Annotated in this window: 20 protein-coding genes; 9 read left to right on the top strand and 11 right to left on the bottom strand. The window is 57.2% G+C overall.

The window, feature by feature from the left end:
* Position 1: 1 nt before the first annotated feature.
* The 3 genes from SFX18_02135 to SFX18_02125 are packed head-to-tail and all read left to right on the top strand — an operon-like array spanning position 2 to position 1,041.
* A complete protein-coding gene (locus tag SFX18_02135; protein MDX1961922.1) occupies positions 2-502 on the top strand; it encodes a hypothetical protein in 501 nt (166 codons plus the stop codon).
* Positions 489-725, top strand: a complete 237-nt coding sequence (locus SFX18_02130; GenBank protein MDX1961921.1) for a DUF433 domain-containing protein — start codon at positions 489-491, stop codon at positions 723-725. The genes SFX18_02135 and SFX18_02130 overlap by 14 nt, the downstream gene beginning before the upstream one ends.
* The gene (locus SFX18_02125; GenBank protein MDX1961920.1) at positions 709-1,041 is read left to right on the top strand and encodes a DUF5615 family PIN-like protein; all 333 of its coding nucleotides are present in this window, start codon (positions 709-711) and stop codon (positions 1,039-1,041) included. The genes SFX18_02130 and SFX18_02125 overlap by 17 nt, the downstream gene beginning before the upstream one ends.
* Before the next feature lie 32 nt (positions 1,042-1,073).
* Here SFX18_02125 and SFX18_02120 read toward each other — a convergent pair whose 3' ends face one another.
* A complete protein-coding gene (locus SFX18_02120; GenBank protein MDX1961919.1) occupies positions 1,074-1,955 on the bottom strand; it encodes a biotin--[acetyl-CoA-carboxylase] ligase in 882 nt (293 codons plus the stop codon).
* Positions 1,956-2,442: 487 nt separating this feature from the next.
* Here SFX18_02120 and ilvN point away from each other — a divergent pair, with 487 nt between their 5' ends.
* From ilvN to SFX18_02105, 3 genes are all read left to right on the top strand, one after another.
* Positions 2,443-3,000, top strand: a complete 558-nt coding sequence (gene ilvN, locus SFX18_02115) for an acetolactate synthase small subunit (GenBank protein ID MDX1961918.1) — start codon at positions 2,443-2,445, stop codon at positions 2,998-3,000.
* Positions 3,001-3,115: 115 nt separating this feature from the next.
* On the top strand, positions 3,116-4,120 hold the full coding sequence (gene ilvC / locus SFX18_02110; protein MDX1961917.1) for a ketol-acid reductoisomerase: 1,005 nt from the start codon (positions 3,116-3,118) through the stop codon (positions 4,118-4,120).
* A 158-nt stretch (positions 4,121-4,278) separates the two neighbouring features.
* Positions 4,279-4,554 (top strand): hypothetical protein, encoded by a 276-nt coding sequence (locus SFX18_02105; GenBank protein MDX1961916.1) that lies wholly within the window; start codon positions 4,279-4,281, stop codon positions 4,552-4,554.
* A gap of 23 nt (positions 4,555-4,577) precedes the next feature.
* On the opposite strand, the gene SFX18_02100 is transcribed toward SFX18_02105, so the two are convergent.
* Positions 4,578-6,422, bottom strand: coding sequence for a hypothetical protein (locus SFX18_02100; protein MDX1961915.1), 1,845 nt, complete (start codon positions 6,420-6,422; stop codon positions 4,578-4,580).
* 234 nt (positions 6,423-6,656) lie between these two features.
* Positions 6,657-7,634 (bottom strand): C-terminal binding protein, encoded by a 978-nt coding sequence (locus tag SFX18_02095; protein ID MDX1961914.1) that lies wholly within the window; start codon positions 7,632-7,634, stop codon positions 6,657-6,659.
* 176 nt (positions 7,635-7,810) lie between these two features.
* Between SFX18_02095 and SFX18_02090 the strand changes: the two genes are divergently transcribed.
* Both SFX18_02090 and SFX18_02085 read left to right on the top strand, forming a co-directional pair.
* Complete coding sequence (locus SFX18_02090) at positions 7,811-8,245, top strand: putative quinol monooxygenase (protein MDX1961913.1); 435 nt, start codon at positions 7,811-7,813, stop codon at positions 8,243-8,245.
* A 68-nt stretch (positions 8,246-8,313) separates the two neighbouring features.
* A complete protein-coding gene (locus SFX18_02085; GenBank protein MDX1961912.1) occupies positions 8,314-9,747 on the top strand; it encodes a PQQ-binding-like beta-propeller repeat protein in 1,434 nt (477 codons plus the stop codon).
* A gap of 112 nt (positions 9,748-9,859) precedes the next feature.
* On the opposite strand, the gene SFX18_02080 is transcribed toward SFX18_02085, so the two are convergent.
* Positions 9,860-12,511, bottom strand: coding sequence for a hypothetical protein (locus SFX18_02080; protein ID MDX1961911.1), 2,652 nt, complete (start codon positions 12,509-12,511; stop codon positions 9,860-9,862).
* A gap of 259 nt (positions 12,512-12,770) precedes the next feature.
* Between SFX18_02080 and xerD the strand changes: the two genes are divergently transcribed.
* Positions 12,771-13,772 (top strand): site-specific tyrosine recombinase XerD, encoded by a 1,002-nt coding sequence (xerD, locus tag SFX18_02075; protein MDX1961910.1) that lies wholly within the window; start codon positions 12,771-12,773, stop codon positions 13,770-13,772.
* Between the two features lie 367 nt (positions 13,773-14,139).
* On the opposite strand, the gene SFX18_02070 is transcribed toward xerD, so the two are convergent.
* The 7 genes from SFX18_02070 to SFX18_02040 form a co-directional block, all read right to left on the bottom strand.
* Positions 14,140-14,928 (bottom strand): hypothetical protein, encoded by a 789-nt coding sequence (locus SFX18_02070; GenBank protein MDX1961909.1) that lies wholly within the window; start codon positions 14,926-14,928, stop codon positions 14,140-14,142.
* 144 nt (positions 14,929-15,072) lie between these two features.
* Positions 15,073-16,401 (bottom strand): hypothetical protein, encoded by a 1,329-nt coding sequence (locus SFX18_02065; protein ID MDX1961908.1) that lies wholly within the window; start codon positions 16,399-16,401, stop codon positions 15,073-15,075.
* Between the two features lie 276 nt (positions 16,402-16,677).
* Positions 16,678-17,442, bottom strand: coding sequence for a hypothetical protein (locus SFX18_02060; GenBank protein ID MDX1961907.1), 765 nt, complete (start codon positions 17,440-17,442; stop codon positions 16,678-16,680).
* A gap of 181 nt (positions 17,443-17,623) precedes the next feature.
* Positions 17,624-17,938, bottom strand: coding sequence for a hypothetical protein (locus SFX18_02055; protein ID MDX1961906.1), 315 nt, complete (start codon positions 17,936-17,938; stop codon positions 17,624-17,626).
* 187 nt (positions 17,939-18,125) lie between these two features.
* Positions 18,126-19,223, bottom strand: coding sequence for a hypothetical protein (locus tag SFX18_02050; GenBank protein MDX1961905.1), 1,098 nt, complete (start codon positions 19,221-19,223; stop codon positions 18,126-18,128).
* Between the two features lie 229 nt (positions 19,224-19,452).
* Complete coding sequence (locus tag SFX18_02045) at positions 19,453-20,910, bottom strand: hypothetical protein (GenBank protein ID MDX1961904.1); 1,458 nt, start codon at positions 20,908-20,910, stop codon at positions 19,453-19,455.
* A 31-nt stretch (positions 20,911-20,941) separates the two neighbouring features.
* Positions 20,942-23,395 carry an MMPL family transporter gene (locus tag SFX18_02040; protein ID MDX1961903.1) on the bottom strand — a complete coding sequence of 818 codons (2,454 nt, stop codon included), beginning with the start codon at positions 23,393-23,395 and terminating at the stop codon, positions 20,942-20,944.
* Positions 23,396-23,994: the final 599 nt, after the last annotated feature.

Below are 23,994 nucleotides of genomic sequence, written 5' to 3'. Positions count from 1 at the left end.
CATGGAACAGTTTATCGAGCTCCATGACACGACTCTGGTATCGGTTACCAATACTGGCCACGAGACTCAAGTGGAGCTTTTGGCCATGCTGCATCGATCGCCCAATGATCCAGAAAAGCATACAGTTTGGTTACAGCTGGTTATACTCTCGTTATCTGTGAGTAAATTTACCCCGCCTCCCGCGGATTTGCCGCTATGGATAGCGGATGGTTTCTTGCGCTTGAACGACGTTGTGCATGAGAATGTCATTCCCGATATTCGTGAATTTCAAGGTGATATTGAGCTTGCAGTTGTCTTGGTAAGTAGCGAGTCCTGGACTGTCCGGGCCGATGCCCTGCAGATAAAATATGTGGGGGAGCCAAAATTTTTAGAAAAATTCCCAGCTTGCCCCATATCATCGATGGATCATAACGTGGTCACCGTCAATATAAGGCATGTTACCCATTGCCAATCTTGCCTAAAGCAGAGCGTTCAAGTAAAATATAATTATGAACTATCGTGAACGAATTATCATCGATCCTGAAATTCGGAGTGGCAAACCGTGCATTCGCGGCACGCGCATCGCTGTGGTGGATGTTTTTGATTATTTAGGAGGCGGTCTCTCCATCGCGGAAGTGCTGGAAGATTTTCCCGATCTAACTTATGAGGACATTCAAGCCTGCTTTGCTTTTGCCGCCGATCGCGACCGCCGTTTAACTATCGTGCCGCATGAAGCTGCTCTTTGACGAAAATTTATCGCCCAAGCTGCCGAGATTGTTAGCGAATCTGTATCCAAGTAGTGTGCATGCCCGTGACTGTGGGCTTTTAGGTGGCACTGATACCGCACTCTGGGAATTTGCGCGAGATCAGGGGTATTGTCTGGTTTCCAAAGATAGTGATTTCCAGCAACGCAGTTTACTTTATGGTCATCCGCCAAAGTTCATATGGCTAAGGATTGGGAATTGCAGTCTATTGCAGCTAAAGGATTTGCTAACTTTTCATCACTTAGAAATACATAAATTTGAAATTGATCCCTTAACCTCAATATTGAGTATTTCGTAGTTATCCTACTGCTATTCTCTAGTACACCTCCACTACTCCCGCCTCAAACTTCCGCTCGTAAATTCCCGCTCTCCTGCCGGCAGTTGCAGTCGTAACGCCCCGTTCGTCGCGATCCCCAGGCAGCGGCCGATGTATTGGGCGGTCCCCTGATACAGCGTCAGCGTTTCGCCCCGTTGCAGACAGTGCCGGTCAAATTCCTCCCCCAGACGTTCCGGGTGCGCATACAGTAGTTCCAGCGCCGCGCGTAGCTCCGCCATCCAAGCGAGTAAAAATTGCGTGTGGTCGAGCGCTTCCCCCGTCAGGTCCACCAGAGCGCAAGCGCTTTCCCGCAACTCGACTGGCGATGGATTCTCCGCCACTAAAAATGAATTATTGGTGTTCACGCCCACGCCGATGATCAGCCGGCCTCCGGGGAGCGCCTCGATTAAAATCCCCCCCACCTTTTTGCGGGAAAATTGCCTGCTGGAATCCGCGGTCCCCGCCGTGGAACCAGCCGGGGCTATCAGCGATGACCGGGAGTTCTGAGCCACGTCACAATACAGATCGTTGGGCCAGTGCAGCCCGATGTTGATTTGGGGGGAAGTTTGCTGGATGACCTCAACCAGCGATACGCCCACGGCCAGGGATAATTGCGGCACCGGTTGGTTGGTACCACCAAATTGGCGCGGGTCCAGCAGCAGACTACAGGCCAGCGCGCCCGCGCCGGTCCACCAGCGATGGCTTCCCCGTCCCTGACCGGCGGATTGTTCGTTAGCCCCGATGAGCAGCGGTAATTCTTGATCCGGCAGCGTCTGGCTGTGTTGGCGGGCCAGGATTTGCGTGGAATCCAACCGCTCATGCCATTCCACCCGCCGCAACCACGATTGCGCGCATAATGTCTGAGCGTTTGGTGCTTTTAATGTCGCGGGATGCATGGATTTGGGATATTTCCTAGATGCAAAGGGGACGCACTGTATTACCAGGATTATCGATTACGGGAAAAATGAAAAAACTCCGGCAGGGAAAGCAAACATACGGCGGACCGTGGACCCTCACGATTATCCCAGGCCGTGGGCAAATTCAATGCGGCAATGCCAAAAATAAAGCCGCTGCGGTCCGAACCTCGCACCCGGGGGAGTGCTCATGGCACAACGAAGCATCCTTTTTGGCAGAGGGCTGGAACCAGCCTGGCCCATCGAATCTTGTTGGCGGACCCTGGATTTTGGCGAATTTTTTGCCGCTCGGACGTCCGCCAACTAAGAAAATTACCGCATTTTCAGGGAAACGCCGGGCCAATCTCCCTGCGTCCTACCCTTGTGGCCAGCGGCAGGCCCGATTATCCTACTGGTTTAGCCAATTTTGGGGAAAGATTTCCCCGATCCAGTAATTTTAGGCCATTTTTTATTTTACACGAGCGGCATCATGAGCCAGCGCCACGTTCTTTCGGCAGTTGTCCAAAACGTCCCGGGCGTTTTGGCGCATATCTCAGGCATGTTAGCCAGTCGTGGTTACAATATTGACAGTTTGGCGGTGGGAACGACCGAAAACAAAGAATTTTCGCGGATGACGCTGGTCGTGGTGGGTGATGACCGCGTCCTAGAGCAGGTGCGCCGCCAACTGGAAAAGATCGTCACGATTGTAAAAGTGGACGATTTTGTCAATCAAAACTATATCGAGCGGGACCTGATGTTGATCAAGGTCAAGGCTCCGGGGGGAGCCCGTAGCGAGATTCGCGAATTGACGGATATCTTTCGGGGGCGGATCGTGGATGTGGCCCCGCGCGAGGTCATCATCGAAATCAGCGGCCAAGAACGCAAGGTCGAGGCGTTTATCGACCTGATGCGTCCGTTTGGCATTTTAGAATTGGTCCGGACCGGGCGGATTGCCATGGTGCGCGGCAACAACAAGCTGGAAGAGGAAATCCCCAGCGGCTTTGAAATGCCCGTGGATGACGAAGTCGTCCGCGGTTCCTTTGCCTAACTGAACTCTCCCTCTTGCCAAACATCCCGCGGTTATCCCGTTGCGGGATCGGCGGCTTATCACTGTATTACATTACCCTTATTTGTTTCCACTTTTTTCCCCATCCAAAGACTCCATGGCCGCGACCATTTACTACGACAAAGACGCCGATCTGTCCCATTTGCAGGGAAAAACCATCGCCATTCTGGGCTATGGGTCGCAGGGACACGCCCAGGCGCAAAACCTGCGTGATAGCGGGTTAAAAGTCATTATTGGGCAGCGACCGGGGGGGCCGAATTATGAATTGGCCCAAAGCCATGGTTTTCAACCGATGAGCGTCGAGGAGGCTAGCAAGGCGGCGGATGTGATTAACATTTTGCTGCCGGACGAAGTGCAAGGGGACATTTATCGGCAGCATGTCAAGCCAAATCTCAAGGCTGGCAATGTGCTGATGTGCTCACACGGGTTTAATGTGCACTTTGGCCAGATAGAGCCCCCGACCGGGGTGGATATTGTGCTGGTCGCGCCCAAGGGGCCGGGGCATTTGGTGCGGAGTGAATTTGAAAAAGGAGGGGGCGTGCCGTGCTTGATCGCGTTGAGTCCCGGTGCCAGCGAAACGAGCAAAAAGATCGGCTTGGCCTATGCCAAGGGGATCGGCGGCACCCGCGCTGGCGTGATCGAGACGTCAATCGCCGAAGAGACCGAGACTGACCTGTTTGGCGAGCAAGCGGTGCTGTGCGGCGGCGTCAGCGCGCTGGTCAAGGCTGGTTATGAGACGTTGGTCGAAGCGGGTTATCAGCCGGAAATGGCCTACTTTGAATGCATGCACGAGCTCAAGCTGATTGTGGATCTGTTTTACCAGGGGGGCCTGAACTACATGCGTTATAGCGTGTCGAACACGGCCGAATTTGGCGATTACACCCGCGGCCCCCGGATTGTGACGGAACAGACCAAGGCCGAGATGAAAAAGATTTTGCACGAAATTCGCAGCGGCCAGTTCGCCCGCGAATGGATTTTAGAAAACAAAGCCAACGCCCCGGCGTTCAAGGCGACCCGCCGCCAAGAACGCGAACACCCGATTGAGGTCGTCGGTAAGCAACTTCGCCGCCTGATGAGTTGGATCAAAGCGAAAGAAGTGTAATGTAGCCGGCATCGTCCCGATGCCGGAGTGCTAACGTAGCTGCCATCGTCCCGCTGCCAAGGCTAGGGGATAGGGGTCAGGGAACAGGGGTTAGGGTCAGCGAGCAAGCGACAATGCAACTTTTTTTACATCCAATTTTTAATTCATAATTACTGCCCATGTCCGCTCCTTTGCAGCCCGCCGTTTATCATCCCGCCAATTTGCAGGCGGGGGACACCGTGGAGGTCACGCACGAGGTCAAAGTTGGCCTGAAACGCTGGTCCACGGTAACCCGGGGAAAGGTGCTGCGGATTGAGCGCCGTCGGCATGGTTTGCACTTTCGCCGCAATCCCGACGACAAAGTCTATAGCGATCTTTTGGTGCTGGACCGGGGGGATGGCGAACTAACCACCGTCACCTTGGACGAATTTAGCGCGGTGCGCAAAGTGGGGTAGTATGCGGGTCAGTTTGGCGCGCTTTACCCGTTATTTTCCTTGAGTCCCAGTCGGGCCAGCCACCTGCCCCCGAACGATTTTTTATCGGCGTCGCTCTTGGGCGGGGAGTTATCTTGCACTTTGACGGGGGGCGGGGGAGTATTGGGAAGATGTTGCAATCTTTCCTCAAGTTCGGCGCGGTCGCGGGCCAGGCGCGCCCGTTCCAGTGAAATTTCCACTTCGGCGGCACGTAATTTATCTCGCCACTCGTCTTGGGCGGCCTTGAGCCGTTCCCGTTCGGACAAGATCAGTTCGTCGTGGTCGAGTACGTTAGCCACCGCCGCGGCCCCCAGGGCCATATCGCCCAGGTTGTTGCTTTGCTCCTCCAGCAATTGGCGCAAGTCGGCGATCTCGCGATCCTTGATGGCGACGATTTCCGTGGTTTTTTGGATGGCGTCTTCGACTTGCAGGCGTTCCTGCTTACTGATTTCGCCGTCGCTGGATTCCAGTTCGGCCAAGAGTTTCTTTTTCATCGATTCCCAACTGCCGCCACCAACGTCAACTTCGCCGGTGTTTTTTCGCGCGGCAGATAGCTGGGATTCTAGTTCGGCGTTTTTGCGTTTGAGTCCGCGCACATCGTCAAGCGCCATTTCAAACCGCCGCTGCAGGTCGGCGATATGTTCGGGATCTTCCTCGACGGCGGCTTGCTGCGTTAGCTTGATTTCGGCGGCGGCAGCGCGTTCTTCGGCCGCCTCCAGACGGGCTTGCAGCGCGGTTCGCTCGGCCACCAGCGCGCTCCATTCGGCGGCGTGCAGGTCCGAGTCCGCGTTCTGCAATTCGGCGGCCCGCACCCGATCGGCCAGGGCGTCGCGCTCTGTCCGCAAGGATTGCCACTGTGCCGCTTGTCCGCGCAGCTCTGCCAGTTCCGCTTCGATCTCCGCGGGCAATCCGGGATGGGGGGCGGGGGCCTGTTCGAGCAGCGCTTGCGCGGCCAATAGTTCCTCGGCTTGGGTGGAGATGGCGGTCTCCAATTCGGCAATCCGGCTTTCCAGTTTTTGCCGCTCTGGCTGCCATTCTTCCTCGCCGGACTTGGTTTTTCCCCCTTTGGCGGCGGCTTGTTTGCGGGCTTGCTCCAGCTCTGACCGCATTTGGCGGGTTTGTTCGGCGTGTAGAGTTTCCTGTTGCTGCAGTTGGGCCCGCAGCGAGGTCAACTCTCGTTCGCTCTCTTTGCGGGTTGTCTCGCGCAGCACGTCGATCTCGCGCCGCTTTAGCTCCAATTCGGTCAATTGGGCCGCGCGTTCCGCTTTTAGTCGATCCGACACGCGCTTGCGCTGCTCGCGGGTTTCGGCTTTGCGGGCCTCCAACTCGGCAAATTCCCGCTCCAGGCGCTTTTGTTGTTCCTCAAACCGCTGCTGGTCCCGCTTGCACTGTTCGGCCTCCGCTTCAAATTCCTCGCGGTCGGTTTCCAACTGTTGCCGCTCTTGGCGGTTTTGCGAGGCCAGCGCGGTTAATTCCCCTTCTTGCCGGGCCAGCTCTCCCTCTCGTTCTGTCAATTCCTGGTCCCGCGCGCTTAGCTCTTCCGCCCAGCTTTGCAGTTGATTGGCGGTCTCGGTTTGGGCGGTGACCAATTCCTCTTGCTGTTGGGCCAGTTCGTTCCGGCTGGCGGACAGTTTTGCCCGTTCGCTGTCCAGTTCGACGGCCAGTTCCCGCTGGATGGTCTCGCTGAGGGCTTGAATTTCGTTGTTCAGGCGGTTGCCCAGATCCTCGACCCGGCCCCGGCCGCGCGCCAGCAATTCCACGACCTTCCGCCGCTGGTCCTGCAAATACAGGCCCAGTTGGTCGCTGGAAAGTTCCGTCGACGGTGTCGCGCTCTGTTGAGGTACTTCCATGGATGCGTGCCGTGACTCTGTCCGCGTGACGCGCAAGCCAAAACGGCCGCCGCCCAGAACTTCACGCGGGAAAGAGTATCCCTTATTGAGCTATAGGTTACGAAACGTCCATGAGCAAGCAAAAACGCCGGGATCGGAGCGGAATGGGGGGGTTGTATCCGTGGTGGCGGATATGTCGTTTATGACGTTGGCGGCAACGCCGCGACGGCGAGGGAAAAAGAGCCCGCGACCAGGTCAAGAATGCCCGCCAGCCCCCAAGGTTTGCGGGTTGACCACGTTTTCTGGCGTTTTACCCGTCAGCCGGTCCGCCACCTGCCGCGCCGCACGGCTGCGCAGATTTGCCAGCGACTCGCGCGAGACAAACGCCGCGTGCGGCGTCACTATCACCCGCGGGTCATTGTAGGGAGCCTGAGTCAGGTCCGGCGGTTCCGGGACTTGCACATCTAGTCCAGCTCCAGCGATTTTATTGGCCGCCAATGCCGCCGCCAGGGCCGCGTGATCAACCAAGCCCCCGCGCGAGGTATTAATCAAAAACGCTGTGGGTTTCATCTGCGCCAGCTCCGGCCCGCTGATCATATCCCGTGTTTCGGGTGTCAGCGGTACATGCAAAGAAACATAGTCGCTGTTTCGCAGCAATTCGGGGATGGCCGCCCACGCGGCACCCGGGGGAAGCTCGCGGCGGGTGCGGCTGTTGACCAAGACGCGCAGGCCCAGCGCGAGGGCTTTTTGTGCCAGTTTTTGGCCGATATTGCCATAGCCAAAGATGCCCAGCGTTTGCCCCTCCAGGCGGCGCAGCTCTGGCCCGGATTGCAGTTGATAGGTGCCCGACTGGGTGGCGTGATGGTAATGGCCAATATTGCGCCCCAAGGCCAGGAGAATCGCGAGCGTGTGTTCGGCGACTTCGATCAGGCAATAATCCGGCACATTAGTCACGGGAATGCCCAGTTGGGTGCAGCGGGCGACGTCGATATTATCCAGGCCGATCCCCAGACGACTGACAATTTTCAGGCGGGGGCCGGCGTCAATGACGCTAGCGGAAACTTGCGCCCAACATGTCATGATGGCATCCGCCGATGTGGCCAGGCGGGCCAGCGTGGCGGGCTGGGTGTCGGGGGGGACGATCAATTCGGCGTCGATCTCCCGCAGGGTTTCGCGCTCGATGTCAATCTCGGGCCAGGCATAATCCGTGAGGAGTACTTGAAAACGGGGCATAAGGCAAAAGAAAAAAAGTACAAAAACCGTAAAATCACCGTCCCGCCACTTTACCAAAACCCGCCCGGGAAAAAAACTTGCCATCTTTCTTTGAGCGCGATTCTCCCCTAAGATAACACAAGTTTGCTGATTGCGGGATTTGGATGTTTTTTTACATTTCACGCGGAGAAAAAATCATGCGGTCATGGTTGCTGGCGCTGGGGTTATTGGGCTGTGGATGTTGGCTGGTCACGAATGGTTTAACCGCCAAAGAGGATCAACCGGCTCCCGGATTGCCGGAACAATTGGCCAAGCTGGGCCTAGCGGACAAAACATTTACCCTGATCGTGGAAGTCAAGGTCAAGCCGGAGAGCATCAAAAAAATGGAAGCCCTGATGGTCAAGGCGGCGACAAACACCCACAAAGAACCAGGCTGCGAGATGTACGACATTCACCGCGATCCGGCCAATCCCGGGACGTACTACTTTTTAGAGCGTTTTCAGGGGGTCAAGGGATTGCAGGCCCACCTGGATACGGACTACACCAAGGAATTGTTGGCGGCGTTCGGCAGTGAAGCCGCCAGCCCGCCGCAGATCAAGATTATCGAGCAATTTAGTCCCGCTAAAAAGTAAGCAGGGGATTGCCGGTCGTTCCCCGCGTTTTTTCTATTATCATTCCTGTCTTACCGCGAGCTTGCATCATGTTGACCCGCGTGCAAAATCTCAATACCGATTCTTCGGACTTGGCTGCCATGTTTTCCCGCAGCCGTGCAGGTTCGTTTTCGGGGAGATTGTTATTGCTGCTCGTGACGTTTTTATTGCTAACCGGGGCTTGGGGGGCGCCCGTCCTGGCCGAGGATTGGCCCCAGTGGCAAGGCCCCCGTCGGGACAGCGTTTGGCAAGAAACCGGTTTGCTAACTAAATTTCCCGCCAGCGGGCCTAAGGTGCTCTGGAAGGCCCCGCTCAACGTGGGTTATGCCGGACCGGCGGTGTCGCAGGGAAGGGTGGTGGTGTTGGATTTTGCCAACGAAGAACCGGATATCGTCGGCCTGGGTTTTCAACAAAAGAAAATTCCCGGCCAGGAACGCGTGGTCTGCCTGGACGCCAAGACAGGGGACAAACTGTGGCATCACGCGTACGAAACAACCTATAACATTCAATATCCCAGCGGCCCCCGTTGCACCCCAACCATCCATGACGGTTTGGTCTACGCCCTGGGGGCGATGGGTGATTTAACCTGCCTGCGGTTGGCCGACGGGCAAGTCGTTTGGTCCAAAAACTTTGTCAAGGATTTTGGTTCCGAGGTTCCTGTTTGGGGTTATGCGGGTCACCCGTTGGTCCATGGCGATTTGTTGATTGTCAGCCCCGGGGGCGAAGGGAACAGTACCGTGGCCTTTGACCGCAAGACCGGCGCGGTGCGCTGGAAAGCGCTTACCGCCAAGGATCCGGGGTATTCTCCCCCGACCGTGATCAAGCATAACGGCCAAGAGCAACTGCTGATCTGGAATACCGATGGCCTATTTTCACTTAATCCCCTCACCGGCGCGGAATATTGGTCGCTGCCGATCAAGGTTGATTACAACATGCCCGTTATGACGCCGCGACTCGCGGGGGATAACCTGTTTGTGAGCGGCGTGGAAGCCACCAGCGCGTGGATCGCCCTAGGCAAAGCCGAATCAGGCGGTGGAAAAAGCCCCACGGCCGAAATTGCCTGGCGGGGCACGCCCAAGAACTCGCTGGCGACGGTGAATAGCGCCCCCTTTGTACAGGGGGACTATGTGTACGGCAGCCATGTCAGCGGGCCGTTCCGTTGTGTCAAACTTGCGGATGGTGCGGTGCAATGGGAGGCATTTGAACCGACCGTGGGTAAGGACCTGGGGGGACAAAAAAGCCGCAGCGGCACGGCGTTTGTGGTCAAAAACGGCGAGCGATTTTTAATTTTTAGCGAGACGGGAGATTTGATCATCGCGCAACTCTTGCCGGAAAAATATACCGAAATCAGCCGAGCCAAGATCATCGAACCAACCGGCACCGCCTGGGGCCGGGCCTTGGTTTGGAGCCATCCGGCCTTTGCCAACAAATGCGTCTTTGCCCGCAACGATAAAGAAATCGTGTGTGTGTCGCTAGCGGAATAGCGAGGCAGTTAAATTAGGAATTACAAATTTTGGCATTTGCCCGCGGTAGTTTTCGCGGGCATTTCTGCATTCTGATCCCCCTCGCCCCTGATCCCTGTTCCCCTACCCCTCCTTACCGCCGCATCGATTCTCCCCGTACTGATTTTGTCAGCTCCTCGTAATCGCGCGCTTTATCCGCGTTCCCCATAGTCTGATGCATCGACGCCAAATTGCCATACGGAACGCCCAGGGCTGATTCCGGCAACGCGTGGGCGTGGACGGCTTTGACCATCCAGTCGATCCCTTGTTCGGTCAGGCGGACCGCCTCGGGCTGGCGGCCAATCTCCCAGTAGCTCAGGCCTATACTGACCAGCGTTTCCCCTTGACGGCCCCAGTCAGCCGGTTGGGCGTTGATGGCGGCCCGTTCCAACAGTGGCAGGCTTTTGTCATACCAATAAGCGGCGGTTCGATGGTCCGCTTTATCCAGGGCAAAAATCGCCCCAATGCGAAAGTAAAGCCGTCCCAGGACAAAATCGTCGTGGTCGGATTGCTCGCGGGTTTGGCTTCCTTCTTCCAGATACTTGACCACTAGCGCGCTATTCGCCAGGGCATGGCTTTGCACGCCGCGGGCTTGATCCGCTTGCAGCGCGTCGTACAGCGCGTGGCCCAGCTCCCAATCGATCTGGCGTTTGCGCCAGGGATCGTTGGTATCGGCCAGCAATTGCTTGCTGGTGGCAAGCGCTGATTTGGTCCAGGGGGTGGGATCTACGGTACCTTGGGTGCCAGCGCAGGCGGCCAGCGCCTGCCGCGCGACGGCCAGCCGGGGATAGGCATCCCAACCTTCTTCCTTGATTAAGTTGTTTGCAACCGCCGTGGATCGTTCCAGCCACTTAGTTACGGCAAATTCCTTATTCTGAAAGTTCCCCCAGGCGATGTCGTTGGCGGTGGCCAGATTTGCGTTCAGTAGTATCTGCTTCATCGTGCGGCGCAGCTTGGGATTGGCCGCCGTGATGTGCGCCTCGGCCAGTTTGATCGCCCGCAGGTGATGCTCCAGCGCCAAGGTGTAGTCCCGCGCTTCCCCCAGGGTGTAGGCCTCTCCCAGGTGGTATTCCGCCGCAGCCTGGATATCGGGGGATAAATCCGGCATTTGCAGGACATTCTTTAGCGTTTGCAGCGCTTGGGCCTCGCTGCCGGTGGACAGCCAGACTTCGGCCTGGGTCACCATCCAGCGTGGTTCGTTAGGTTCGGATTTGCGTGCGGATTGCGCGGCGGCGCGGGCGGCGGTGTGATGCCCCAGGTCCTTGTAAATTTTGGCCAAATACGCCCAGGCGGACGCGCATTTGCCATTTAGCCGCAAGGCCTGTAACAAGTCCGCCGTCGCGCGTAACGGCTGCGTCGGCAGGTCTTCCTCAGCCCGCCACACAAACATGTCAGCGGAAAGGGGTTCCAGCAGAATCGTTTTTACCGCCGTGCCGGCGTCATCCAGGCTCAGGACGACTCCCCGATCGGGAAAGGAGACGCCCAGGGGCAATCCCGCGTCATCGGTGATAATGACCGAACGCAGTTCATCCAGGCCCAGCTGTTTGAGCGCGGCGTCGGGGTCCAGGGGAGTGCCCGTTTCAACCTGAATCGCGGCGACTTGTTCGTGGTGGATTGTGACTTCCAGGTATTCAAACGGGGGAAAGTCAAACCGCGCGGTCCCTTGACCTTCTTGGATCCTGGTTTCGCGCGGTTGGCCAAATTTGGAAAGCGCGGTTTGCCAACTGCTTTTGCCCGGCTGAATACCGTCCATCTCGGATGCTTCCGGAGAAACGGATTTTAGTGTTTTTAAATCCCGCTGGCGCAGGGCGGCCATCGCCGCGGCGTCTGCGGCGGGCCGCGCGGTGGAATTCGCAGTTCGGGCGCGGGATAGCGCGGCCAGGTTGGTGACGGGGCGCACTTGGGAATCGACGGCATTCCCGCGCGGTGTTTCGACTTGTCGAGGTGTTTGGTCTGGAAAGCCAGGAGTGGAGGCATTTGCCCCGCTATCAAGTAACGGGGCGGGGGGATGCTCGTCCGGCGGCAAATCAAAAGGGGCCGCGCTGCTCTCTGGATTTCCATGGGGGGAAAGGGCTGTCTCGGTTTGGTCCTGCGCCCAGGAAGGGGGCGCGCTCGGGTCCATCGGCGGCTGATCCTCCGCCACCGCGATGGCGCGGGGCGGGGTGTAGGCCAGGGGATTGCCGGGTCGATTAGCCGGGGGGGCCTCCGGAGGAGCTAATTCCTGGACGGGTGGGGCGGGCGTTGACCAACTTGCCGCGGGGGGAGCGGTTGTAGTGGGTGCCGTGCCGGTGGGCGTGATCTTTGCGGGAAATTGGGGAACGGGGTTGGAATTAACGGCGCCAGGAGCAGACTTTTGTAATGTTTGGGGAACGGTCGCGGGATTTAAATGGGGCCGAGGTTGGCGAAAAAGCGCCGACGGACCACTTTGCGGAGGGGTCTTTTGCCCTGGACGGGGCAAGAGCGACGGTGGCGCGGGAGGGTCCGTGTTCACCGGCCCACCCGGAGAAAAGTGGGGAGATTCCCCGGAAGGCATTCCCCGCGCGGCGTTCGTTTCCCGTGGGTGCCGGGACAAGGATTCCCCCGAATTCGTGGCGGAAAGCTCGGGTAGCGGGTCGTTGCGGACCGCCGGACCGGCATAAAACTGCTTCCCTTGCGCCGCGGATTCTGGCAGGCCCAGGCCCGCCAGCAGCAGCCAAACATGCCAGCAGTTTTTCCACATATCCAGTTCCTCCTGAACAAACCGCATTCGGGGATCGGCCCGCCAGGGCGCGTTCCATGCGCGCACCGCGACAGGCAGTTTTTGTCGGGGAAAAGGTTACCCAGGTTGCCGGGCAGCGTAAAGAGCATTCAGGCTGGCGCGGCTGCGCGGGGTGCGAAAGTGACGGCTGTTGCTTCCGGAAGTTCCGCATAATCGTTGCTGTTTGCCAAGTTGCCAAGGTTGCTAGCAAAGTTGGACTAGGGGGGAGCGTGCCTGGGTGTCGATGAAACCACTGGAGCAAGCACTTATGGCAAAATCTCAAATCCCCAAAGCAACGCCAGCGCTTCCAAATGCCGTCCCTTCCTCCACGCGGCCCGGGGTACCACCCCGCCCGGCAGCCCCCATCAGCGCGGGAACACGGTACGTGGCCGCTTTTGTGGATTATTCCCGCACCGAGTGCCACCTGGCCGAAAACACCGTCGCTGCCTATCGGCGTGATCTGAGTAAATTTGCGCAGTGGCTGGGGAACCGCCCTATTCCGCGTTTGACGATCCAAGAGCTATCCGATTATGTCGGTTGGCTGGGAAAAAAATCGCTCGCTCCCGCCAGCATCGCGCGGCATCTGGTCTCGCTTAAGCTCTTTTTTCGGTATTTGCAGTTGGAAGGGGTCTTGCGGGAGAACCTGGCCGAACTTTTGGGCAGTCAAAAGTTGTGGGAGCGCGTGCCAAAGGTATTATCGACGGGGCAGATTGACGCGCTGCTGACTGCTCCCCTGCCCCGCGACAAGTGCTGGCAGCGGGACCGCGCGCTGCTCGAATTGTTGTACGCCACCGGCTGCCGCGCCAGCGAGGTTTCCAACCTGCGCGTGGGAGATCTGCAACTCAAGGAGGGATATTGCCGCTGCCGGGGAAAAGGGGACAAGGAGCGAATCGTCCCGCTAGGCCGCCGCGCGATCGAGGCGATTCAGGCGTATCTAACGCAGGAGCGGCCGGCCCTGTGGGAAAAAAGCGCGGCTAGGCAGATTGGCGGGCCCAATTGGCTGCTGCTGACTCGGCGGGGATTGCGCTTTCGCCGCGAGCGAATTTGGGAGTTGGTCAAACAATATGCCTTGCGGGCGAATGTGCCCGCCGCCATCAGCCCCCACACGTTGCGGCACAGCTTTGCCACGCATTTGTTGGCGGGAGGGGCCGACCTGCGACTGGTTCAAGAAATGCTAGGCCACGCCAGCATCGCCACCACGCAAATTTACACGCACGTCGATCCCGCGCGCCTCAAAAAAGTGCACCAGCAGTTTCATCCCCGTGGGTGAGTCGGGAGACGGGAGGGTTGGGGGCAAAAAAGTGGGTGGCGGAAAACGAGCCTGGGCGAGGGCCCCGGAGGAAAGTGAGAATTCAGAATGAGGAAGTCAGAATTGCAGAAATCCCAGTCTGCATTCACCCTGCATTTATATGGGCTGGCGAGAGAGATGATGAAAAAAAGCCGCCGATGGTATCGGCGGAATTCGGTTTGGGAACTGGTCTGAGGGGTGAGGAGTCAGACAGACCACGGATCGTAGAATAAGGTCGCTCCAAAAGAGCGAATTCTTAAAAGAAAAAATCCACCAACGTAAACGTCACCTCTCAGATAAAAGCAGCTTGCCGCGGCCCCAATTTGTCATTCGTAACTCGTCATTAATATTACCGTTTTTCAGCTGCTTCTAGAACGTACAGCACTTCGCCGCTGGCGTCGACCGCTTTTTGATTTGAAAGCTTGAACGTACCAGTAAACTTCTGCAGAAATTCGCTAAAGTTGATCCCCTCTTTTCCGTCCAAAAGCACTAGCACCCGATCGGTGATTTTGGGATTACCGCCAAAGCAACAATCCCCTTTATCACGACAGAGCAAGAACGCCGTAAGTCCCTGCTTTTTTTCGCCGGGATATATAAAGCCCTTTAAAAAGACATCTTTGCCATCCCAGGATTTTAGGTTCTCATACCAGCCTTGGGGGTTGCGTTCATCCGGTTGCAGGTCGGCAAAATTCAGCCGAACAAATCCGGTCGGCACCTCGGTGGCATATACATACACATGGTAGCCCAACCCGCCAACCAACCCTACCGCCGCCAAGCCCAGTCCCAGCATGGCATAAACGCCGCCGCGCATTTCTCCATTGGATTGGCTAATCGAGCGTAGCGCGAAACATGCCAATCCTCCCGCAATCAAGGGAACCACGCCGATGAGCGGTTCGATAAAGGTTAAAAGTCCCAGCACCGCGACGACCACGCTTCCGACGGCCAACAGCGACAACGGCTGGTAATCTTGCCAGTCGTCGTCATTTGAAGAAGGGGCGGGGTCGTTTTGTAAGGTCGTCTCCCCCGGATAAGAGTCCAACATTTCCGCCATGACCGGTACATCCCTCCCCTCGGTGTCAGCTTTGACTCTTTCCAGGGTGTCCGTCGCAGGCAGGGAGGCGGTGGCGGAGGAGAGCATGGCTATTTCCAATAAATAAAGTCCACGGGAAAGTCCTGGTCGATCGCGATTTTGCGGGATATGGCATCCATAGCCGGTAATTCGGCAATCCTTTTACGCAATGCGCTTGCAGTTTGTTCAAAAGTTCCTAAGCAGTTCAATGTGTTACTTGGTGCGAAATTCTGCTGCCGAGGGCGTGTCGGAGGAGGTCGGGGAATTTGCTTTTATCGCGGAATCGCCCGGGGGTGGGTCGGAGCTGGGGGTTGCCGGGGGACTGGCTCCCTTAACGGGGGCGGTGGCTCCTTCGGTTTTTTTGGCTCCTAATCCGGGGATTGCGCGGAAAAGCTTGGCCCGTTTAAAGGCATCCGGGTCGATCCGCTCCATTTCCAACAAGTTTACCTTGGCCTGGGGATGGGGGCAGACCTCCATAAATTTGACGGCTGGCTCGCGGACAAAGGGGGCCTCGCCGTTTTCGTCCTTATATAAGGCCATGATCTGGTCCATGCTGTCCCAATCTTGCCAGCGCGCCAGATCGGGAATCACCAAATCGGCGTACTTGGGATATTTCAGCCATTGTCGGACAATCGGGATGATTTTTTCCCGCGAAATTTGCCCTCCGTCGTCCCCGTGATAGCGCAGGGCCAGCAGTACCCGATATAGTTCGGTGAATTTATCCCCTTGAAGACCGGGGCGGATCAGTTTTTCATCCAAGAACGCCAACCCCGACTCTCCCCGGAGTGTCAAATACGCCCCCGACAACGCGTCCAGACGTTTGCGCTGGCGATCATCCGCGCTAGTCATTCGCTGTTCTAACAAGGGGACGTCGCCTAAATCCCCGCACAGGCCCAACAATGTGTAATTGAGGGCAAGCTGGCTTTCCTCGGACTCGATATTTGCCACTCCAGACCGAATTTGCGCCAAGTCAAATTTACTTTTGACCGCTTGCAAATCCTTGTAATCCGTAATGGCAAATTCGTTATAGGCATCCTGCCGGACAATGGGATCACCGGATAACAAATGTTTTTGCAAGAGCACCGCCCGCTCTCCCCGATCCTTGGGATACTTGAGCACGTCAAAAAGGTATTTTTCCAACTCGTCGGTCAGCGTGATCGGCGTGGACCATTCTTGCTTGGGCTGCAATGCCCCATATAGCAAAAACTTTTTTCCCAAGGGTCCGTCGCCAAAATAAATCGCTTCGATTTCCATTCCGGCCTGGATGACCCCGCCTCCCTTGATGACATGCAGCACTTCAAAGGTTGCTCGGGGGGGATTTAAATTTTGGGTTTCGATGGCCGTTTTTTCCGGCTCAACGGGCAGTTTGACCAGTTTGGCCGTTACCGCTAGATCAGCCAAGTCGATCTCTTCGGTGAACGTGGCGTTGATCGCCCCGCAAAAGGGGCAAGCCAGCGCTCGACCGGCAAACGTGGAAATCAGCAGCAGATTCAGGACCGTGGTAGACCATCCGGCCCACGATCGCTGGTTACGTAAGCTCATCACAACAATCACCTGGAAGGTTTAGGGGAGGAATGGTTTGGACTTATTCTATTTTAGAAAAGTATGCCTAAGGAAACGAAGCCCTTGCCCCACAAAAACAAAAAATGAGCCAAGTTTTTTGACAAACTTGGCTTACGTGGTGGTGATTTGCGCTGTGTTTTCCCCGCCCAGTATTGCAAAAGCAAGGTGCCAGCGGTCAAGCCACCGGGACGGGAAAGGTGGCAGTTCCGCGTTGTTTATGTTGTTGTTACGTGGAAAGTGGAACAAGCAGACAGGTTAACGCCAGTTTTGCGTGGCTCCGGGGATTGCCATCGGCTGGCCCGTATAGGGATTGATTTGGTAACCGGCGGTTGAGCCATAAGGCCTGCCCGTGTAAGGATTTACCCCGCCATAGCTTTGTTGATATTGCCCTGTCAGGGGGTTATAAGTGGTGCTGCTGCCGTTTACCTGGCCTGTCAGGGGGTTATACGATTTGAGGTACGTCGATTCCTCTCCCGTCAGGGGATTGACCACCTTGGCCGAGGTTTGAACTTCACCCGTGTAAGGATTGCGGGTAACCGTAGTCGCAACTTGTTCTCCTGTCAGCGGGTTGTAGCTTTGATCGCCATAAACGGGACCCACCGGACGATAGCTGGTATAGGGTTGCGGCGGAATTCCAGGTCGCACGCGGTCCGGCCGGTAGGGACTTTGACCGAGGGGATAATTACCCAGGTTAGGGGGATAATAGCCCTGCTGGTAACCAGGGAGTTGCTGGACCTGGTATTGTCCGGCTTGGGGATATTGTACAAACCCAGGATTAACGGCAGCCGGGGCGTGGTACACCTGCTGACCACCGGTATAAGGATTCACCCGTGACAGCGTGGTTTGCGTTTTACCTGTAAAGCCATTATAGGGGACGCCATTGGGCATGCGCTGATAACGCTGGATTTGACTGCTATATCCGGGAAATTGGGCCTGTGCGGCCAAAGGCAGGCACAGAAATAAGCTAGCGGCGACAGTGACGGTAAAGCATGGCCAGCGATTGTATTTTATGTAAAGCATGGTGACACCCTTTCCAGTAAGGTGTGACAGAGAAGATTATCCAGAATGGCCGACGCAATGTGTGTAATCGCGTCACTTTACCTATCTTAGCGATTATGCCAGCGGAGAGGGGACAAAAGAAATTTAAATCCGCCTTTTAGGGTGGAGATTATCTTTGATTGCCAAGGTGGTAATGGGGCAATTATTGCGCCCCGGTGGCCTTAAAAAAGACTTCGGGCTTGAGTTCCGCCTCTCCCACCTTGCTCAGGTCCACCTTGCCCCGCAATTTAAGGGCATCGCCGATCCTGCCGTCCGGGTCAATTGAGTAAAAATACAACGTGGCGTTGCGGGTGTTGGTAACAATCAGATTAGTCCCGTCGGAAGAAACCACGCGAAACTCGGGATAGTTGGCCACGCCGACGGGGGCCGGATTCTGGCCTTCCCCGCGATTGGTCATGAGGCACACCATTACCAGGGCAATACCCGCCACAATCAGGGTTGTTTTATGAAAATTCATTTTCGCATCCTCCCCAAAGAAAAATACAGTGATCGACACGTGGTAGATAACGGCCGCCGCGATGCCTTGCCAGGCGAAACACCTGATCCTGGCAGAAGAGGCCCGTCCCGAAACTCCCCTTGTTATATGCCGCGGTTACAGCGGTGGCCAGCAATAGGCAAAGATTTTCCCCACGAGGGAAGAATTTTTAGCGATAGTTTCCCGGTACCGCCGTTTGTCCAACCGTGGCACTAGGGGAGCTGCCATAAGGAGTTGTCCCCGCGCCAGCGGGATAACCAGAACTGGGCGGATATCCTGGGCTGGCGGCATAACCGGAATTGTTAGGGAGCGGCTGCAAGGGGGAAGCTTGTCCACTGTAGCCCATGGGATTTGCCACGCCGGCGTTCGTGATCGGTTGAGGATAGGATTGCGCAGGCGCGCTAGGGGGAGGGTAATTGGGAGCTGGCTGAACCGGCGCAGGATAGGTCCCCGGATACGGCTGGCCATAGCCATTTGTCGGCGGGGGGGCTGGCGCATAACCAGGAGGCGGGTTTGTCGCCGGATATGCCCCGTAATACGCGGGATTTTGCGCAGGTTGGTAGGGTGGATTGCCGGGTTGGGGTTGCTGTGTGCTGGCGGCGGGGTTACTCCAGTTGGGATAACCCTGGGCAGGCGGGGTGGCGGCGGGATATGCGGGTGGGTAATTCCCCGGTGGCGTATTCGCCCAAGAGGAAGCTGCCTGTTGCGGTGTGGTAAATCCCCCCGGGGCTTGGTAACCGGCGTTGGGATTGGCGGGGGGTTGAGCTTGATAGCCAGGCGCAGAGTGATACCCCGTGGTATTGGAGGCGGCGTAGCCCCCGCCGGTATACCCCGCGGGGGGCTGGTTCCAATTTTGCCGGGGAGGTAAAGATGTCTGCGGGGCTATGGCGGATCCTGGGGAATTTGTCCAGCCGCCTAACGACACGGCAGGATTCCCCTGTTGGCTAGCGTTAGGACCGCTAGGTTGATTCGTATTCGTGGCGGCCACTTGGGGTCCGGCGGTCCCTAGCGGTTTTCCTTCCCGCAGATTTTTTATCTCTTGCAGGGTCTTATCCTTATATTGATTCAGCTTGACCCGGTCCAAACGCAAACTAGGAGTGCCGTTCTCCCACGAAAGCGAAATGATGCCCAGGGTCAGGCCCACGATGAGGACGATTATTGTTAAGCGAAAAAGCGTGGAGTTTCCCAAGACGATGCGCGCCGGTGGCGGCAATGTCGTCCCCGCCAGATAGGTGATGGTGTCGAGGGTATTGTTGGAACGGGCCATGGGTCATCCTTGACTAGCAAACACGGCGTGCCGTGTCCGCAATAATTTGGCGAGTGGTTCGCCGCCACAAATCCGGCTAAGCCGCGCAACCGGCAAGCAGAGAGATTTCGCGGGACGCAAAATCGTCCCGCAACCCGCCGAATGTGTCAAGGTCGATTACCGCCATCCCGCTAGCTAGCAAAAAGGTGCCGTACCTAAGATGCGGCGGGATCAAACAGTCGGCGAGGGGTTATTGCACCCGATCATGCAGTACGGGGGGGAGTTCGGCCAGGGGTAATTGCCAGGCGGCTGTGGTCCGCCGCTCTTGCCATTGGGTGCAGAGTTCGTCACAAGCGGCAACCTCGGCGGGGCAGCGGTCAACCACGTTATTGACTTCAGCATCGTCATCGGGATGGACATACAGCCGGGAAGTTGTCAACTCGGCTTGTTGCCCGGTGGGCAGCGACCTCCAGTAACGCCAATGCTCCGTGGAGACACCCAGCGTTTCCCTCCCCCCTTTTTCCTGGGGAGAGTTATCCTCCATCGCGGCTTGGCCAATTTGCGCAAGCAGGTACTGCCGATCGCGCAACGGGCGGGTCACCTCGGCCACGCCATCCAACCACGATTGACCGCAAACGGCGGCTGGCCAGACCGTCTCCCCTTTTAGATCGGATGCAGGAAGTGGCGCAGCCAGCATCTGTTCTAGCGTGGGCCGGATATCGCACGGTTGGGTCAAACCAACCAACCGCTCTCCCGCTCCGCTCCCCCATTCTGGCATGAATCCGGTAAATCCCCGGGGAGGGCGCAGCATGCCCACACAGGAAGTGAGTTCGCGATGGGGAAGGGGTGGCGTCCGCCCCCAGACGCCATGTTCGGCCAGGGGATAGCCGCCGCTGGACAATAAAAGCCACCACGCGGCGGCGGTTGCGGAAAGTTGCGCCGCGTTGTCGCTAAACGCCGCCAGGCATTCATCAAGCACCTGAATTTGCGCCGCGTATGATTGTCTGCAACCGAGGAGTAAATCAGGATCGGGATCCAGCGTGAAGCCCCGTGGCGGCAGCAGATCGCGCGGCGGATCGGGATCATCCTCATCCGCCAGTGCCCCCCGCATCTCATACGGAGCATCCCAGGTGCGCAGCAAACTGCCGGTATGCAGCCAGACAGCCCAGGGTTGAGGAGCGGCGGCCAGAGCTTCGGTCAGGGTGGCAAAAATCTGGGCGAGTTGGGTGCCGGTCCAATCGCTGGCGGCGGTCGCCGGCAAGGGGAGTTCCAGCCAGAGTTGCTCGACAAATTCGCTAGCCGCGGGCAATTGTAAAACCGCCGGTTCATCCGTGATAAGCAACGTATGATAACCGGCCGCGCGTAATTTTTGCCATAAGAGCGCGCTATTCGACGACAATGATGGCCGTGGCTGGAAAGCTGGCCCAGACACGGGCGGGCAGTGAGTGTAGAGGCTTTCCAAATCGTCGGGTAAATTCATTAGCCAGGCGGGAAAACCGGCCCAGGCGGCGGTGGTAAAGTCCGCGGCAATCTGACTAATGGCGGGATCGGCGGATTGGGCCGCGCGGTCCAGGTGTAAGCGTTCAAGCAGCAATGACTCCGCCGCCAAGCGGTTCCAGGCGGGTGTCGCCACCCACGTGTTGCCATAGGGGCCTAAAAACGCGGGTTGCAAGCCATCAAAGACCAGCGTCAGCAGATTATGGGGCATGCGGTTATGGAAAAAATTGCGGAAAACCCGGTTATTTGACGGGAACGGGATCGACAGGTGAAAAGTCCAGCGATTCCACCGCGACGGGGGGCGCGTTTGCCCTCGCTCGCAAATACAATTCCCAACCGCTGGGGACCAGAATCGTCCGCACAACCAGCGTATCCAATAACACGCCTAAGGTCAGCGCAAAGCCCAATTCGACGATCGAGCGCAGTTCCCCGGCAATCATCGCGACAAACGACGCAGCCATGATCAGCCCGCAACTGGTGATGATTCCCCCCGTGCGGGCCAATCCCCGGCGCAGGGCTAGCGCGGGGGGGTGGCGTTCTTGCTCTTCCAGTACACGGGTAACCAAATAAATATTATAGTCCTGACCCACCGCGATCAGAATCACATATAAAAACAGCGGCACTTTCCAGTCGATGCCGCTGGTGCCCGCCCCCCACCACCAGGTAAATACCTGCGCCGTGATGCCCAGGGTGGCAAAGTAACTGACCAGCACCGTCACCATCAGATAAAAGCATAACAGCGGTTGGCGCAGCAAGACAAGCGTTACGCCCAGCACGCCCAACCACGCCAGGATCATAATCCGATTTTGATCGCTGTTGGTTACCGCGGCCAAGTCGCGGGTGGCGGCGGTAATCCCCCCCAGATGATAAGTCAATTCTGGCCACGCGGCGGGGGAACTTTGTATTTCCGCCAAGACGGCTTCTATTTCTTGCAAAGCCGCGACTGCTCCGGGAGAGAATGGGTCTTCGATTAATTGCAGTTCAAAGCGGGTGGCCTGGCCCGCCAAGGGCCCCGTGGCACTGAGGTAGTAATCCCGCGCGGCTTGCGTTTTTTCCGCTAGTAACAAACTGGCGCGTCCCGGCCGCAAAAGATCCGCCACGCGGGGTGTAGCCCCTAGGGGTTGAGTTAAACTGCGCACCACCGCGACACTAGGCAGGTTGCGCAGCTTGTGGCTAAGTTCGCGGATCCATTCTTTGCCCTCCTCGCCAGCCAGGCTTTTTTTGGAACTTTCCACGATCAAGGTGACCGGTCCGGTCATGCCCGCCGGAAAGTGACGGCTCAGTAGTTCAAATCCTTGTACTCCGGGTCGCTCTGAACCGAGATCGCGCATTTGATCGTAACGCACGGGCACCTGCCAACCCCACCAGACCGGCAAGGCAAATAATGCCAGCGTTCCCAACCAGCCCAGCCCCGGATAGGCCAAAACGCGGTCGCTGAAACTGCGCCAAAAGCGATCCGACGCCGTCAACCCCGCCAGGGATAACGCGGGCGGGGCGATGAGGTGGTTCCCCTGTAAAAATTTGTTCCGCTCGCTCGGGGGGGCGGAACCCCAGCCCGCATTCCAAAACAGTCCATTTCCACAGATCAGCAGCAGTGCCGGGGCTAGCGTGATCGAGACTAAATAGGTAATTAATAAGCAACCGGCGATGGCCACCCCGGCGATTTGAAATTTGCCAAAATCGGCAAACGCCAAAATCCCCACCCCGACAACCGTCGTTAACGCGCTCCCCAATAGTGCCGAATGCACCCCCGCCACGGCGGAGTCCAGCGCGGCGGCATGCCGCAGGCCAGGAGGGCTAGATGCAACGCCATAATGGAGTTCTTCTTTATAGCGGGCGATCAAAAATAGGCAGTAATCCGTTCCCGAACCAAACACCAGCACCGTGATGAAGATGCGGACCGTGGTAAACAGCTCCCAGCGCAAGCCAAGATGACTCCACAGGTTGTGCCATTGCGTACTCCAGGTTAATAAATGGATCCCGCACCACCAGGCAACGCCAATGGCCGCCAGCGGCACCAACGCCAACAACGGGGCGCGATACACCAATAGCAAAAATCCCAACACCAATGCGATGGTGATCCACTCGGTCGCTTGCAAGCTTTCACGGGCGGCGGACAGCAGATCCGCCCCCAACACGGTCGATCCCGTCAACCCCCAGGCCACTCCCGGCATAAAATCCGACTGCTGCGCGACATCCTGGCCCGCCTGCGCCACGAATTGTCGAGCCAACTCCACCAAACGCAGATTATCCACCTCCATAAAATCCTGCCGCACTTGGGCCATGACCAGGATCGCCCGCAAATTTCCCTCTTCGTCCGCCGCCTTTAGTTGATTCCCCACCACTTCGGTGTGGTGCGTCCATACATGCGAAAGCCGCAGTTCCGCGGCGTTCTCTTGCCAGGCCTCCGCCACCTGGGCGGCAAATTCAAAGTCGCTGGCGGTTAGCGTCGCGCTCGAGGATGACGGGTCAAGCGGGTCCCCCTCGCGCGCCACGACCAATACCAACTGACTGCGGGCATTTTGTTCGGGAAAAGCCCGCGCCAGCAGGGCCTGGGCCCGGGGGCTGGTCATTTCTTGGGGAAGATAGCTCAGGTTGTCATCATGGACGACCTCGTCCCAGGGAGGAGCCGCCAGGCGCAGCATGATCGCCAGCCCCACCCAGACGATTATCCAAATCCATGACGACGCACGCATGCCAATTGCCTTATTTATCCACACACTAGCGTGGAACACCCCGAACTTGGCTAAGAGCAGTCATAACTAATGGTCAAACCCCCCTATTGGGAAATCCTTGACTCGCCTTATCGTAACATAATTTAAATACCCGTAGGTAGCCTGTCGCAAAACTCCCCGCAACACCTCTCCTGGCACGGGTGGGATGGCCTGGATGTTACACGCTAAGGGCCTGCTAGCATGAAATTTATCTCCCGCTGGCTGCTATTTGATCATGCAAAAATTCGGGCAATTTGATAAAAGTGCCACCAGAAACGGGGAATTCACCAACAAATTTTCCACATTCACATAAAACTCATCTGCTCCACATCCTGGCTGAATTCTTGCGGACGATAATAGTGATACAAGGTTGTCCTGAAACAGTGCCATTTTTGAGGATGCATTGGCACGATCAGGCCAGTTGGATTTGTTAGGACAGGTCGGTTTTGCTGGGTTCGTCTGTTTTGTTTGGTATGTCAGGGTTTGTCGACTGCGTCAGGGAAGACGTTGGCTCGCAACCAGGCTGCCCCTCTGGGATTGCGGGTAGTCGCCGCGCCTCTCTTCCCCCACCGGTATGGCTT

This window comes from Pirellulales bacterium, from assembly GCA_033762255.1.
In the GTDB taxonomy this organism is placed as follows: Bacteria; Planctomycetota; Planctomycetia; order Pirellulales; family JALHPA01; genus JANRLT01.
The sequence above is the reverse complement of the archived record's forward strand: the minus strand, read 5'-3'. Positions and strand labels throughout refer to the sequence as shown.